Source organism: Brevibacillus sp. MS2.2 (genome assembly GCF_013284345.1).
Lineage (GTDB): Bacteria > Bacillota > Bacilli > Brevibacillales > Brevibacillaceae > Brevibacillus > Brevibacillus brevis_C.
In genome coordinates this window covers 98,366-113,662 of record NZ_JABSUZ010000006.1, presented here as the reverse complement: position 1 = coordinate 113,662, position 15,297 = coordinate 98,366, and the positions used below count along the sequence as shown (strand labels likewise).

16 protein-coding genes are annotated in these 15,297 nt (G+C 47.7%); 3 read left to right on the top strand and 13 right to left on the bottom strand.

From position 1 onward, the window contains the following. Positions 1-11: 11 nt before the first annotated feature. The 5 genes from HP568_RS07450 to HP568_RS07430 all read right to left on the bottom strand — a co-directional run bounded on the left by HP568_RS07450 (position 12) and on the right by HP568_RS07430 (position 4,666). A complete protein-coding gene (locus tag HP568_RS07450; protein WP_048032229.1) occupies positions 12-1,064 on the bottom strand; it encodes a DNA polymerase IV in 1,053 nt (350 codons plus the stop codon). Between the two features lie 73 nt (positions 1,065-1,137). Further along, on the bottom strand, positions 1,138-1,578 hold the full coding sequence (locus HP568_RS07445; protein WP_048032228.1) for a peroxiredoxin: 441 nt from the start codon (positions 1,576-1,578) through the stop codon (positions 1,138-1,140). Positions 1,579-1,595: 17 nt separating this feature from the next. Continuing rightward, positions 1,596-2,084, bottom strand: a complete 489-nt coding sequence (locus HP568_RS07440; protein ID WP_048032227.1) for a hypothetical protein — start codon at positions 2,082-2,084, stop codon at positions 1,596-1,598. 191 nt (positions 2,085-2,275) lie between these two features. Further along, entirely contained in the window at positions 2,276-3,013 is a 738-nt protein-coding gene (locus HP568_RS07435; RefSeq protein ID WP_048032226.1) for a gamma-glutamyl-gamma-aminobutyrate hydrolase family protein, read from the bottom strand. A gap of 27 nt (positions 3,014-3,040) precedes the next feature. Further along, positions 3,041-4,666 (bottom strand): peptide ABC transporter substrate-binding protein, encoded by a 1,626-nt coding sequence (locus tag HP568_RS07430; protein ID WP_048035755.1) that lies wholly within the window; start codon positions 4,664-4,666, stop codon positions 3,041-3,043. Positions 4,667-4,777: 111 nt separating this feature from the next. Here HP568_RS07430 and HP568_RS07425 point away from each other — a divergent pair, with 111 nt between their 5' ends. Beyond that, the gene (locus tag HP568_RS07425) at positions 4,778-5,590 is read left to right on the top strand and encodes a serine hydrolase (protein ID WP_173628764.1); all 813 of its coding nucleotides are present in this window, start codon (positions 4,778-4,780) and stop codon (positions 5,588-5,590) included. 107 nt (positions 5,591-5,697) lie between these two features. Here the strand turns inward: HP568_RS07425 and HP568_RS07420 are convergent, their stop codons facing one another. The 4 genes from HP568_RS07420 to HP568_RS07405 form a co-directional block, all read right to left on the bottom strand. Beyond that, a complete protein-coding gene (locus HP568_RS07420) occupies positions 5,698-6,993 on the bottom strand; it encodes a phytoene desaturase family protein (protein WP_016742568.1) in 1,296 nt (431 codons plus the stop codon). A gap of 281 nt (positions 6,994-7,274) precedes the next feature. Continuing rightward, positions 7,275-8,405 carry a virulence factor gene (locus HP568_RS07415; protein WP_173628763.1) on the bottom strand — a complete coding sequence of 377 codons (1,131 nt, stop codon included), beginning with the start codon at positions 8,403-8,405 and terminating at the stop codon, positions 7,275-7,277. Between the two features lie 166 nt (positions 8,406-8,571). After that, positions 8,572-9,432, bottom strand: a complete 861-nt coding sequence (locus tag HP568_RS07410; RefSeq protein ID WP_173628762.1) for a GNAT family N-acetyltransferase — start codon at positions 9,430-9,432, stop codon at positions 8,572-8,574. A gap of 22 nt (positions 9,433-9,454) precedes the next feature. Beyond that, a complete protein-coding gene (locus HP568_RS07405) occupies positions 9,455-10,213 on the bottom strand; it encodes a DUF4931 domain-containing protein (RefSeq protein WP_173628761.1) in 759 nt (252 codons plus the stop codon). 202 nt (positions 10,214-10,415) lie between these two features. Here HP568_RS07405 and HP568_RS07400 point away from each other — a divergent pair, with 202 nt between their 5' ends. Continuing rightward, entirely contained in the window at positions 10,416-10,661 is a 246-nt protein-coding gene (locus tag HP568_RS07400) for a hypothetical protein (protein WP_048032221.1), read from the top strand. Between the two features lie 76 nt (positions 10,662-10,737). Continuing rightward, on the top strand, positions 10,738-11,109 hold the full coding sequence (locus HP568_RS07395) for a L,D-transpeptidase (RefSeq protein WP_048032220.1): 372 nt from the start codon (positions 10,738-10,740) through the stop codon (positions 11,107-11,109). 48 nt (positions 11,110-11,157) lie between these two features. Here the strand turns inward: HP568_RS07395 and HP568_RS07390 are convergent, their stop codons facing one another. From HP568_RS07390 to HP568_RS07375, 4 genes are all read right to left on the bottom strand, one after another. After that, a complete protein-coding gene (locus HP568_RS07390; protein WP_007727805.1) occupies positions 11,158-11,379 on the bottom strand; it encodes a hypothetical protein in 222 nt (73 codons plus the stop codon). Positions 11,380-11,469: 90 nt separating this feature from the next. Continuing rightward, positions 11,470-13,386, bottom strand: coding sequence for an ABC transporter ATP-binding protein (locus HP568_RS07385; protein WP_173628760.1), 1,917 nt, complete (start codon positions 13,384-13,386; stop codon positions 11,470-11,472). 263 nt (positions 13,387-13,649) lie between these two features. Next, positions 13,650-14,372 (bottom strand): NAD-dependent deacylase, encoded by a 723-nt coding sequence (locus tag HP568_RS07380; protein ID WP_173628806.1) that lies wholly within the window; start codon positions 14,370-14,372, stop codon positions 13,650-13,652. A 102-nt stretch (positions 14,373-14,474) separates the two neighbouring features. After that, positions 14,475-15,194, bottom strand: a complete 720-nt coding sequence (locus HP568_RS07375) for a cupin domain-containing protein (RefSeq protein ID WP_173628759.1) — start codon at positions 15,192-15,194, stop codon at positions 14,475-14,477. Positions 15,195-15,297 lie beyond the last annotated feature (103 nt).

Sequence of the window (15,297 nt, the reverse complement as noted above, 5' to 3'; positions counted from 1 at the left end):
GTTCTCCCCCCTTACTTCCCCAGCTTCCACGAAAACATCGAGAGCTGTTCGTATCTCTCCCCTTGCTGCTCGGCAAAATTCGAAAAGCCTACGCCCACCAATCGAACGCCCGCTGTATAGTCAAAGGCGTCGAGCAAATCGTCCAACAGCTCCTGCCAGTTGGCTCCAGTCACAGCCTTGTGTTGCTTGGTCCGCTGGGTAAAGTCCGCATACTTGATTTTGAGCGTTATCGTCTGGGGCTCGACTCCTTCTTCGCGGATGTCCTCTTCGACCTCACGCAAGAGGGAGGTGGCAATCGGAGCAATCGCATCCCTGTCAAACAAATCAAAGGGCAGTGTCGTTTCACGGCTCAATGATTTCGGCGCGCGATCCATCTCGATTTCGCGATTGTCTTCTCCTCTCGCCCGGTAATAGAGGGAACGACCAAACTTCCCAAATAATGTAGTGGCTTCATCGAGTGAAAGCCTCCAAAAATCCTCTACCGTCTCAATCCCCTTTTTCGCGAGCAACTCTTGCGACTTTTTGCCAACTCCATGCAAGGTGCCAATTGGCAACGACCGCAGCACATCCAAAGCTTGCTCAGGTCGGATGATTACAAAAGCATCCGGCTTTTTCAAATCACTGGCAATCTTAGCCAACGACATATTGTAGGAAAGCCCGATGCTGCAAGTAAGTCCGGTCTCCCGTTTGATTCGCCTCTTAATATCGCGGGCGATGGGTACCGCATTCTCATAATGGGACACGTCTAAATAAGCCTCGTCTAGACCCACTGTTTGATAACTCTCTGTATAAGAAGTAAATATCTGTCTGACCTCAGCAGATTTTTCGATATAACGGCTATAGCGTACAGGCAAATAAAAGCCTTGCGGACATTTTTTCCTCGCCATGGCGACAGGCATTGCAGAGCGAACACCATATTTTCGAGCCTCGTAGCTACAGGTAGATACGACACCACGATTGCCAGTTCCCCCGACAATGACCGGCTTCCCCCGCAATTCGGGGCGATCTAACTGCTCTACACTCGCAAAAAATGCGTCAATATCCAAGTGAAGAATTTTTTTCATAGGGATACCCACCAAACATACATTCTCATTTCTATTATCCCTGTTTTGTTCCATTGACGCAAGCGAGAACGTCCTAGACTTGGCTTTCCAGTACCTGTAGCAGCTCTGATACTGGTGGATTCCCTTTTTTGGCGTAGATGATATTTCCGTTTTTGCCTATCATGTACACGATGCGTTGCTGGAAAAACAGTCCAAGAACCTTGCCGACATCATATGCTTTTCGAATCGATTCGTCTTCATCCACGATTAATGGAAATTCATAACGGAACTTATCAGCAAACGAGCGCTTCTTGACCATACCACCGGGATTGACGCCAAATACGACAGTGTTTGCTTGTTCGATTTTGGTGTAGTGATCCTGAACCGCACATAGCTGCTTCGTGCAAATCGGGGTATCATCTCCCGGATAGAAAATGAGGACGATATTTTCTTTGCCGATGTGATCCTTAAGATCAATGGTCCCTTTTGTGCTCTCCGCCGTAAAGACGGGAGCCGAGTCTCCGACCTTTAACATTTCTCTCACCTCTATGCTTAGTTTACTGGGGCTAGCGGAAATTTCATTTTCCCATCCCGATATGTTCTGAACGGATCGTCCTCCTCTCCCATAATCCATACCTTTTCTCCCCATACATGTACAGTTTCAGCATATTGAAATTTTTGTCCATCATGCTCAACTTCAAGCTGCATTTCAAGAAAGGCGGTATGCCCATCTTCGTATCTAATCTTTTTGATCTCATAATCGTTAAGTTTGTAATGATGAGCTTTTAAGAAAGCGATCTTTTTCATGTATAATTCTTTCGCTTCCTGGTCACTTAACGTCGTGCCATCAGTTGGATGCTTACCCTCCGCAACATCATAAAGAAAAAGGGTGTGGAATGCTTTTTCATAGTCTTCGTCGATAAGCGCTTGATAATAGTTTGCAGTTATCATTTTGATTTCGCGTTCAGCAAAATACTCTGCGAAGAGGAACCTTGGAAAAACGAGTAGAAAAAGCAAAATAACAACAATTATTTTCTTCAAAAACTCACCTCACGAAAATCCATTCTCTTACGTGAAGTTCGATTCTGCCTGTCATTTATCCTTGTTTCACCACGCTAACACTGACCCCCCCTTATATCCGCTGCGATACGCGAGGCTCTACCATCGCAGAGTCTTCCTGCATGCAAAAAACCGCTCTAGGCAATCCCAGAACGGTTTCTCACATTTCTATTCTAGTTAGTCGCTTGCAGCTTCAACTGCTTTATCCGGGCAACAAATGCCTCGGCAATCTTCAACATGTCGTCGTCGTGTGCCCACATCCGCTCTGGATGCCACTGTACGCCTACATGTAGCCCGTCGAGGCTTTCTATCGCCTCAATCACACCGTCAGCCGCGCATCCTGTGACTTTGAAGCCCGGTGCTATGTCTTTGACTGCTTGGTGGTGAGAAGTATTCACGAGCACCTCTGTCTTTCCAAGAGCATCCGCTACAAAGCCAGGTTGCAGCGTAATCTTGTGTGCCCCGTATTGCCGTGAACCCTTCTGCGCATGCTGTAACGCTCCTGGTACTTGGCTTGGGATATCTTGAATGAGGGTGCCGCCACACGCCACATTCAATATTTGCATCCCGCGGCAAATGCCCAGGATTGGCTTTTTCAGCTCCAGCGCAATCTTGATAATCTCAAGCTCCGTGATGTCTCTTTCGTAATTGATATCGCCCAGCCCTTGTAGCGGATCTTCGCCGTACAAATGCGGCGCAGGATCTTCACCACCGGACAGTATCAAGCCGTCCAGCGATTCGATCATCTCACGAAACGGAGCATCCTGAATCGTCAGCAGTGGCAAGATCAGTGGAGTACCGCCACTGCGCGCAATTCCGTTCACATAGCCTGAACCTACATAGAAAAACTGGTCGAGATCGTTCTTCGGAAAATACATTTTCGTACATGCCACACCAATGATCGGACGCACACCAGTCACTCCCTTATAGACTCATGATTACTTTTGATTGGAAGCGTACTTGAAGTCGATGAACCCGAGTGCATCTACTACCACATCTTTTACGCTATCCTGCTTCACCCATGCGTAGGTGAAATAGTAGATTGGCAACGCAGGCATTTCATCCATGACGATTTGTTCAGCTTTCTTGAGGATTTCCTTGCGCTTCGCTACATCCCCTTCTTTGGCAGACTGTGCGAGCAAATCGAGGAACTCCTTGTTTTCCCATTTGGATGTATTCAGTCCCCCCTTGAAGACTTCCAGGAAGTTGATCGGATCGTTGAAATCGCCAATCCAGCTACCACGACCGATGGTGAAGTTTCCTTGCTTCATGTCCTCACGGTGAACCTTGTTCTCTTTGTTTACCAGTTTGACTTCGATGCCAAATGCTTTGCGCCATTGATCCTGAATGACTGTCGCAATACGCGAATTGACCTCTGACGTATTGTATGCAATCGTGATCGGTGGCAACTCTTTGATCCCCGCTTCTTTCATGCCTTCTGCCAAGAGCTTCTTCGCTGTCTCTACATCGCCGTCTTTGATATAGCCCTCTGGTGTGAGTGCCATGGTTGGCGGGAGAATTCCCGTCGCTGGCGTGCTCTTGTATGGTACGACATTATCGGAGATTTCCTGACGATTGACTGCCGTAGCAAATGCCTGACGAATCTTTTTGTTGTCAAACGGCTTTTGCGTCGTATTGAAAATGTACCAGTACGTACCCGCTGTCGCTTGAGCTTGCATCTTTCCGGATTCCTTCAGAGCATCCAGCGCATCCAGTGGCAAATCGCCCAGTGGTGAGCCTGCCCAATCCAGATCACCTTTCTCAAACATCGATAGCTCCGTATTGGCATCCTCGATCATGTTTAAGGTCAGCTTGGATAATTTGACAGCGTCCTTATCCCAGTAAGAATCGCTCTTTTCGAATTCGATCTTTGATTTGTGCTCCCAATTTTTCAAGCTAAATGGCCCGTTTGTAATGTACGTCTCTGGCTTCGAAGCCCATTCTTTGTTTCCCTCAACCGCTTTTTTATTGACCGGGAAATAGGTGACAGATGCAACCAATTCCGGGAAAAACGGTGCCGGGTTTTCCAGCGTAACAACCAGTGTCTTGTCGTCTGTTGCCTTCACGCCGACATCTTCGGCTTTTGCCTTGTTGGCGTTAAAGGCTTGCCCATTTTTCAAATAGTACATCTGGTACGCGTAACCGGAAGCGGTTTTCGGGTCGAGAACCCGTTTCCATGCATACTCGAAGTCATGAGCGGTAACCGGATCTCCATTGGTCCATTTGGACTCCCGCAGATGGAAGGTGTACGTGAGACCATCAGCGGAAACCTCGTATTTCTCTGCGACCGCCTCTTTCAGCTCGCCTTTTTCATTCAAGCGCAGGAGGCCATCAAATGCTGCACGGGCAACAGACATCGAAGGGATATCTTCTGCCAGTCCAGGGTCGATCGTGCTTGGCTCACCAGAATTCAGGTTGACCTGCATCGTTTGGGGGGCGCTACTCTGCTCCTGCTTTGCACCTGTCGTCTCCCCCGTGGTGCTTGCTTGTGGTGTTCCACAACCTGCGAATGCTAAACTGGTTAACAGAACAGCACAAAATGATAATTTCTTCCACTTATGCAACAGCAAAACCCCCATCTTAGGAATAATTCTTCTTGATTGTTAGGAGCATGACTAAATAATATTATCTTGAGAAAATTTTGTCTACATCGAAACAAAAGGAGATGGGTCTACATGTTATCCAGTCTTTTTGCCCAAATATCCAGCCTGATCAAGGACGCTTGCGGGGAATGGGGAATCTTTTTCGAAGATTTGCGTACCGGTGAAACATTATCCATCAACGAAGATCAACGCTTCTACGCAGCCAGTGTGATCAAAGTCCCGATCATGACAGCTGTTTTTGCAGAGGCGTACGCAGGCAAGTTTGCCTTAGAGGACAAGATCAAGCTGCGTAAAGAGGATCTCGTTGGCGGTGCAGGTGTTCTTCAGCATATGACTCCCGGCACTGAATTTACGATTCGCGACCTGGTTACCCTGATGATCATCCAAAGTGACAATACGGCGACGAACATGATGATTGATCTCGTCGGAACTGAGAGCATTCGCAACGCGATGCAAAAAACAGAAATGACAAACAGTAACTTCTACAACAAGCTCATGGTCGTCCCAGCCGAATTGGAAGGTTACAATGAGGTGACGGCAAAAGACATGGGAAGCCACCTCCGATATTTGGCAACAGGAAAAGTGATCTCCTACGACAGTTGTTTGAAAATGGTCGCCATCTTGAAGACTCAGCAGCACCGTGACCGCATCCCCTTCCTTTTGCCTGACCCGGACGGTGATGTGATCGGGATGATTCCGAAATGGGAATTCGCCAACAAGACTGGCTCTGTGACCAAAATCACGCATGATGTCGGCATCCTCTACATCGGTTCTCATGCTGTTACCTTGTCCATTTTAAACAAGGGACTCGAGCAAAAAGATGCTGCCGACGTCATGGCGCAAATCGGCCATCTCGTTTATCACGTATATTGTCAGAAAGCGTAATCCATGTGGCCTGCCATCTCCATTGGCGGGCTTTTTTCTTTAAAACGTTGAATGAGAAAAAACAAGCAGGCATTCCTTTCGCCAAGGAACACCCGCTCGTCATCGAATTATTCTTTTTCCAAAATCAGCTTGGCAACGTTCATCGCGCTAGAGAAAGACAGCTCAGACAGTTGGCCTTGGCCTTCACACCAGTCACCCGCGAAGAACAGGTTGCGGTAATCCGGCATGAAAATCGGCATTGGCTTCTGATTCATGGTCCACTTGATCTCCTGTACGACTGCACGAGCAGAAACGCGCGGCACAACCAGTTGCTCACGCCAGCCTGGGAAATGCTTGTCATACAGGTTTTCAATCTCTTGTTTGCGGATTTCTGCCGCTTCCTTGTTCCCTACTTCATCCTGACGCATGTAAGCAGTCGCCTGCAACAACTGCCCGCCTTCAGGTACACAAGTACGGTCATAATACGAAATATCGGTAATGAAAATATTGTTTGCTTTTTCGTAGATGTAGGAGAACGGTACGTCAATTCGCTCTTTCAAGCCAATGTCATACACCATAACAACCGTTGGCTCGTATTCAGCATGCTGTGCAACCGCATGTTCCAGGCGCGTCTCCGCAAAGACCTTCGCCATCTCCTTCGGCGGAATACAGCAAATAAATTCATCCGCCGTAAATTCGCCCTCCGGTGTCACCACTCCAACCACACGATCATTCTCTACTTGGAACTTTTCTACTTTGGTTTTGATCAGAATCGTACCCTGATTTGCTTCAATCACACGCACGAATTCATTGATCAATGCTTGCCAGCCGCCACCGATATACGCTACCGGTTTATTCGTTGTAAACAAACGGCTGTAGTAAGAAAAGAAAACGTCAGAAGGAATCTTTTCAGGCTCACGTGTGAAGAAGTTGGAAGAGGCAAGCGTCAACATCATTTCTCGCACTTCTTCGTTGACTTGCTTTTTCTCCATCCACTTTTGAATCGACATATGTGGATGGCCTTTCTCCATTTTTAGCATCGTTTTCAAAATCTCAAACGTGAACAATACTTTGTCCATACCTTTTAAGAGCTTCGTTTGGAAAAGTCCTTGTACATTCGCTGGAACTGCAGTCAGATCGCTACCAATATCGTACTTGGCTTTTGTCGGATTGAAATCCTGCCAATCGATGTTCAGACCCAATTCTTTTTCAAACGTTCTCAAAACGGAGCTGTCGCGAGCATAAATGGCGTGGGCACCGAAGTTAAAGTTAAATCCTTTGATCTTCAGTGTAACGGCACGTCCACCCAATTGACCGCGTTCCAAAACTGCAACTTTTTTGCCTTTCGACGACAGGTAGGCGGCACTGGAAAGACCAGCTAGTCCCCCACCTACAATAACAACGTCATAGTGATTGGTTGTCATACACAATCTCCCCTACGCACTAGCGATGTTGAATACATAAGCTAAACCCTATCCTAGTCTAAGGGATGGATAAGGTGGAAGTCAACTATTATTGAACTGTGTCTATTTTTATACTGACTTATACCAATATTTACCTAATGAACCAACTTGTTGACCGCTCTTCTTGAAGCAGTATGCCCCGCTATTCACTGTATATCCAGCCAACGAAAACACGTCAAAAAAAGCCCTCTATCGCAGTAATCTACTTGATAGAGGGCTCTAGCGCAACTGGAAGCAGTGAACTATTCGTTTCGGCGAGTCATTTGCTGCCAAACGGTACCACTAGCCGCCTCGCCGCTTTCAATGCGCTGCACGGCCATCTGAACCTGCAAGCTGACCTCAAACTCAGGATCGTTCTGTGCGGTACGCAAAGCGTCCAAGGCCGTTTCATCCCCCACCTCAAACAAGTAGCGAGCAGCACGCCAGCGTACCAGCTTGTTTTTATCCTTCAACGCTTCACACATCGGTAGAATCGCGCGCGTGTCCCCCAAGTCGGACAAGGTATCGCCTGCTGTGCGTCGTACAGAGACGGAATCATCGCGGAGCGCTTCAAACAGCAGCGGGAAAACGTCGTCGCCGCCAATCATGCCGAGATACACAACCGCAAGCCTGCGAATCGACGGATTGCTATCACGAAGCGCTTTTTCCAAAACAGGCAAATCCTCTTCAGTAGGCTCCATTCGATCCAGCGCTTCATATCTTTTTTGCCAATCTGGATCATCGAGCATCTCCAGGGTAACGACTTTCTTTTCACGCACGACTGGCTCTGGGGTTTCCCCGGGACCAAGCGCCATGGCCTGTTCCACGATTTCTTCCACACGGCTCTCTGGATAGGAGGCATCGACTTCCAATGCGACCTCCTCGCCAATCTCGCGCAAATCGCCATAGCGCACGCCATGCTCGACCCATTTTCGTTCCATAATGAGGTTCGGCGACGCAGAGCCTGCACGCACGGCTGCCTGTCCAAAACGCTCTGGCAGCGCTGCACGAATCTGTTCCGTTCCCATTGTCACCTTGACCTGCATCGGTACCCCGCGGAACATTTGAATGTACACTTGCGCCTCTCCGAATGCCCCCGCTTCCTCCGCAGACATGTCAGGAACAGCCGCTCCTGCACCTGCTTGCAATACCTCGCGTGCGACAGTCAAAATACGCTGCCAATCTGCATTGGACTTTCGCTCCAGCGCGAGAAAATCTGCCGTATGAAAAATGGAGGTAACCCCATCGATCTCCAAAAGCTTGTTCATGAGTTCTGGTGCTTTACTCGCATCTTTCTTTGTATAGACATGTTGGACCCCATCCGGCAAACGCTCGTCTACATTCAGCTTCATGACGTTTGGACTCGGCGTCGGTTCGATGGACAACAGTTTCATAGTGAGTCACTCCTTAATTATGCATGTTCAAAAAGTCACGAATACCTCGTGATCAAAAGACGGCTTTTTGAACAACCTTTTTACAACGCTACATGCTTCCCGTCTATCGTAGCATGTATCCTGATCCGTTTTCCAACCTGAGAGATAGTGAAAAGCAGTTTGCCCACTACAACGCCAGCTTGTAGTAATCATTGGCCGACTTTACAAAAAAACCGCATGATTCATACAGCCCCAAAGCACTGCTGTTTTCACAGGCTACCTCCAGTGATACTTGCGGACATCCCTCTTCCACCAGCCTCTCGATCGTTTGTGCCAAAGCCTGGCGTCCATATCCTTTCCCTTGGTGATCTGGGTGGACACAAAATCCATAAATAAACGCCTTGCTCTCATCCTTGTTCACGCTTATTTTGCCAATGGCCTTATCATCGACAATCATTAAATGCGTGGTGGATTTGGGATCACCCGCCATGTTTTCGGCCATTTCCCTTGCGCGTTCTTCCTCCATTTGAAAACCATGGACGTTCAGCCAAATCAATGTTTCGTAGTCACTGGCGATCTCCGGTCGAAGCAGTACGTTTCCTGAAACCGTTGCTCTTTGTTTCTCCCCTAAATCCATCCAATATTCCGAGAATTGATACTCCCCGCCGATTCGCTCCATATATGACTTGCCGCTTTGCGAATCTCGCTGAATGATAAACAACTGCGACGGAATACCTCTTCGCCTGCATGCATCTGCGGCTTGTGCTTGCAACGCTGTGAATATGCCTTTTCTTCTGTAGGCTGGATGGACCATGCCGCTCACTTCTGCCTCACCGCCATGAAACACGTAGAGCCCTAGAAAGCCAACCAGCTTTCCATCCGCATAACATACAAAGTCTTCTTCATGCTCTCCCGAACGCTTTTCCAGCATACCCGGGTTTACTTTGAGATCAAGCCCATCCTGCTCATTGCAAATCGCAACCAATTCTTTAATCTGTGCCAGTTCTCCTGAGGTGAGTGTTTTTCTTGCCGTGATCGTATACGTCATCGCCTAAGCACCCCTTCTTTGATTAGAAGTATCGTCGTTGCAATTCAGCCACCATTTCTTCCAAATTATTGGCGACCTGCGGAATCGAATAGCCTACGTAAAGAGGCGAGGTAACAAACCTCGGAACTACTTTAGCGATCAGCTTTTCTCCCCAATGGTAAAAGAAAAAATTGTAGCTTTGGTTACGCGGATTGACATGAGTCAGTATCCAATGTGCTAAAATTTGTAAGTAGTCTGCCATTTTCGGCAATTGATCAAAGTCTGATAGAATGACATTGTATTCAAAAAAACCTGCACGTGGATGCGTAGAAAGATTGCATTCAATCCCCGCCTCCTGATCGATGGTTATGCCAATAAAATCACTGTCTTTTACCTGATCCAAATAGTTGTAGTCATGTAATCCGACGATCTGCATGTGTGGATGACGGATGCTCCCCCCGGAATACGGGCCGTGGTTTTTGAAAAACAGGACGGATCGATAAGAGTTGCTTTGCTCCATTTCAAGCCACTTCTCTATCCCGAATGCCAGCAATGCTCGTACATGCTCTTTGGAATAGACAGACCAATCCCCTTGACATTCATCCGTCTCAATCAAAACAGTCTGATGCGTATCCTCCAAAACAGGGAATTTGTTCTTGAGCCAAATCATGGAGCCCCGCTGCTCCAAAACGTCTGTGAGACTGTTTCGATCACAAAAAGGACAGGCCGTCTCTGTGTTGTTTACACTCACTGGCTTTTTCCTGCCTATTTGCATGTTAAAGTGCAAGTGTGTCTGCTTCATTCCCGTGTCCCTCCAGTTTGTGCTTACTTCCACTTTACACGCATTTTCTGGGAAAATCATGACGTTTTTTGCGTAGACGACACTTTAGAAACCTCAATTGGACTGCCTATTTTTCAATGACTGTGGCGTTTGTTTCTTTTTTTATCTCAAATGTTTTACATACAATGGTAAGCAGTGAAACCTGGAAAGGTGTTGGAATTGGATGGAAAAATCATTTTATTATCCTGTTAGCTGGAGCGAGGCCCAACATTACAAAACGTTGCTTGATCAAGAAGGAGTCCCTTATGAAATTCAATCCCCGCTCGATTTGCCTGTCTTGGAAGAAGGTAAGTTGGCCATCGTCTTTCCTTCCATTCCTTTACGGATGTACGTCTGGGTGCGAACCTTGTTCTATCGTGACGGCCTGCGCTATCCGGATACGTTTTCGTTAGATGTCAAACTACATTAATCATAAGAGAACGGTACCGGTTCCACTCGTTTTCATAAGATAGTAGCAGCGGCATTTCGTAACGCTTGTGGGGGAGGTGAAAAAGCTGCCGTCCTACAACATCCGCATCTCGATTGCAAAGCTACGTCTCGATCTGTTCGATGGGAACCAACTCATCCGCTCTTATCCTGTTGCCTTGGGCAAAATTGCCACATCGACGCCACGAGGGGATTTTACCATCATCAACAAAGTCCCCTATCCGAATTCTTATCCGGGAGGTCCTTTGAGTGTATTCGGCACCTTATGGATGGGGCTAAGTAAACCACACTACGGCATTCACGGCACGAACAACCCCTCTTCTATCGGCAAGTATGTATCTCACGGCTGTATTCGCATGTACAATGAGGACGTGAATGCTCTGGGAAAAATCGTGCCCATCGGTACGCCTGTTCGAATCAGACAGCAATAAACATAAACATGAAATGACCCGCCTCTCTTAAACCAAGGCGGGTCTTCTTTACATAAGATGAGTCTTTTTCGTTCTTTCTGCTTCCGTTTCATCCGCTTCCAAGTATACAAGAAATCTTCTCGCTTGTTTGTACATGATCGATAACGTCATTTCCCTGATCTTGTTCATGATCACTTCTTTATCCTCTGGATGCACTTCGGAAGAGAGCTGCTGTTCTTGCAGCTCTAGGTAAGACATCACCCATTCCGGGTCTAACTTATAGGCAGGCAACGACAGCGACTCCTCTACTCTAGTAATCTACTCTAGTCTACAGGTGGAAGCGTCGCTTTCCCAGCCCTCAATTACTGGCTACGCCACTAATTATTTCCCTTGCTCCAATTCCTCTACCAATGCTGATAATTCCGCCCAACGCTCAATGGTTGCTTCCAGCTCTGCCGCCACTTGCTGTTCTTCTGCATAGAGCTTTTCAATTTTGCCGTAATCGCTGCCAGACGCTGCAATCTCTTGCTTTAGCTGGACGCTGCGCTCTTCCAAAGCCGCGATCTTGCCTTCAATCGCATCCCATTCCTTCTGATCCTTGTAAGACAGCTTGCGTGTGCGGTTGTTTCCGCGATTAGCCCCGCTGTTGCTTTGCGTCTTTTCTGCCTGTGGATCCGCTTCTTGCACCTGTATTGCTTTTTCCTGGCGTCTTTCTTCCAGGTACTCGGAGTAGTTGCCATAATAATGACGAATGTTTCCTTGCCCCTCAAAAGCAAACAAATGGTCAACGGTACGATCGAGGAAATAGCGGTCATGCGATACCGTAATGACTGCGCCTGGGAATTGCTCGAGATAGTCTTCCAAAATACTGAGCGTTTGAATATCCAAATCATTCGTAGGCTCATCTAAAAACAGCACATTCGGCTCTCCCATCAGCGTACGGAGCAGATAGAGACGACGACGTTCTCCCCCAGACAGGCGGGAAATCGGTGTCCATTGCATATGCGGCGAAAACAGGAACCGCTCCAGCATTTGTGAAGCCGTGATCGACTCGCCATTGCTCGTCTGAATGACCTCTGCTGCTTCCTTTACATATTCGATGACGCGCAGCTTTTCGTCCATCTCGACATTGTCCTGCGTGTAGTAGGCGATTTTAACAGTCGTCCCGATCTCCAATGAACCGCTATCCGGTTGAATTCTTCCTGCAAGCATGTTCAAGAGAGTTGTTTTCCCACTTCCGTTTGGCCCGATAATCCCCACACGATCACCCGGCAGGACAATATAGCTGAAATCGTTAATCAGTTTTCGCTCACCGTACGCCTTATGGATGTTCGTAAGCTCGATCACCTTTTTGCCGAGACGGCTGGCCCCGAGTGCCATTTCCATCTTGGCAGCAGGTCCATCTACTACTTTATCTCGCAACTCTTCCGCCCGTTGCACACGTGCCTTTTGTTTGGTTGTCCGTGCTTTTGCTCCACGACGAAGCCATGCCAGCTCACGACGAAGCAGATTTTGTCGCTTGCTCTCAACGGCCGCTTCGTTTTCTTCACGCTCCGCCTTTTTCTCCAGGAACATCGCATAATTGCCTTCATAGCTGTACAGCTTGCCGCGATCCAGCTCAAACGTGCGGTTCGTCACGCGATCCAGGAAGTAACGATCATGGGTGACGAGCAGCAAAGCACCCTTGTAGCGGGACAAATACTCTTCCAGCCACTCGACTGTCTCATTGTCAATATGGTTGGTAGGCTCATCCAAAATGAGCAGGTCTGCTGGTTGGATCAAAGCACGCGCCATTGCTACCCGCTTTTTTTGTCCACCAGAGAGCTCTCCTACCTTTTGTGAGAAATTGTGCAGGCCCAGCTTGGTCAGGATCATTTTGGCTTGCGTATTGCTCTCCCACGCGTCAGCCGCATCCATCCTGTTTTGAACAGCAAACAATCGCGCCTGCTTTTTCTCATCGTCAGGCATTTCCTGAACAGCCTCAAGCGCTGTTTCATAATCACGCAAAAGCTGAATGAGCGGAGAATCACCATAAAATACTTGTTCCAGTACCGTAGAGCTTTCGTCAAAATCGGGATTTTGCGGCAAATACTCCACATGGAAATGATTCGCGTGAACAATTTTCCCGCTATCGGCAGTATCCAAGCCCGCCACGATTTTCAAGAGCGAGGATTTTCCCGTACCATTGACACCGATCAGACCAATTCGCTCTTGCTCGGCAATATGAAAGGAAATGTTATCAAACAATACTTTTTCTCCAAAACCTTTGGAGAGGTTTTCTACTGATAATATTTGCATGAACGTCACCTGTACTTTTCTATTTGCTTATCGAGAAGCCATATAAATCTTACACTCGATGGTATCATGTTTTTCGCGCAAGCTCTAGGGTGATTCAATGGATCGAGCAAATATTGGAATGACGTCTCATTAATGGTAAAATATTGAATATTAAGTAATAATGACACCTGGATAAAAATAAAATAGGAAGCGTCACCAGCAATAAGGTATGTCAACGAGCCCAAACAGAAGAAGCGTACTCTTTTCATCGAGCACGCCTGCTTTTATTCTTCTAACGACTGTCCTACTCTTTGCAGCACGTCGCCGATCCGTTCATTTTGGATGACCTCATCTGCCCACGCATCCAATGGGGTTGGTTCCTGATTGACAATGACCAGTTTGGCTCCTCTTTCTTTTGCATGCTGCGGAAACCAATTGGCCGGACTCACGGTAAGCGAAGAGCCTAATACGATGAACAAATCGGCTTGTTCGGTCCACGAGATGGCCTGATCGACTTGCGATTGCGGCAAAGATTCGCCAAACAGGACAACACCCGGACGCAAAAATCCTCCGCATGCGCAAATCGTCCCTTGTTCCTGTAGATAGCGTGTATTGGCATACTCGGTCCCGCAGGCAAGACAGCGGATTTTCGCAAGGGAGCCATGGAGTTCGGCTACAGCCAAGCTTCCCGCCGCTTGATGAAAGCCGTCTACATTTTGTGTAATGATCCCATGAACCAATCCACGCCGCTCCCATTCAGCTAAGCATTCATGTCCGGCGTGTGGCTTGCATGACAGCAGTCCTTGAATGCGCATCTGATAAAATTCCACAAACGCTTCCCGATTCTCCATCATCGCGCGAGTACTCGCGAGTTGCATCGGATCTTTACCACGCCATAGTCCAGACTGTGAACGAAAATCAGGCAAGCCACTCTCTGTCGACATGCCTGCTCCGGTGAATACAACTGTATAGGAAGATGTCCGCAACCAGTGTGCCAGATGATCCATCATGGTCTCCCCTTCTTCTTTGAAAATGTTCTTCTCCTGATTGTAATAGAAGAATGCCGGAATTGGGAGACCTGCCCATCAGGACACCATCTGTCTTTCCATTCAGTAGGATGGATAAACGGGTTGTGACGGATATCCCGTCGGCTGTTGATAGACTGGGCGCTGTCCATACCCACCCTGCTGCACATAGTAGGCATCGTAATAACCGTAACTGTCTGGCAACTGACTCGAGTAGCCATAGGACGGGTACTGGCTTGAGGCTGCTCTAGCTGGCAACTGCCCCTGCTGCTGACATCCTACAGGCGGTCCAATCACGACTGTTTGGGTAAGAGGCGCAAATGTTTCTTTTACCTTTGCTTCGTCTAAACAATACGTATGTGCCCACACACTTGCTGGAGTCAACCGCAAAATATCGGAGCCAAAGATCACCTCAGGAACAGGCGCATCAAAAATAGCCAGTAGATGCGTATCGTCTGTCAAAGCCATTTCATAATGCCACCAGCCCTGCGGGATATTGGCAACTTGTCTCGGTTTAATATGGTAGTTGAGCAATTGATTAGTAAAAGGATTGATTAAGGACACAATGGCCTCACCAGCGATACAATACACCAGCTCCGCTGCATTTTGATGAATGTGTGGCTCGACTACATTTCCCGTTGTCAGGAAAATATCCAGCAGCGAATTGTTGCCCAATGTATTTAATTGTGCGATCCCCAGGGAATCGATAAAATTCCGATCGTCCTTTTTGAAAAACAGATTATTCCTCAGATCGTACGTGAACTGAGTATTAGGCGATGTATAGTCGCGATAGGAAGTAGCCATCTGTCGTTGATCCTCCCACCGTATGGGTATTTGACTCATTATGCATCTCTATTCTCGTTTACAAAATATGTGCACCCATCTATTCCATCGAGAAAGAGACACA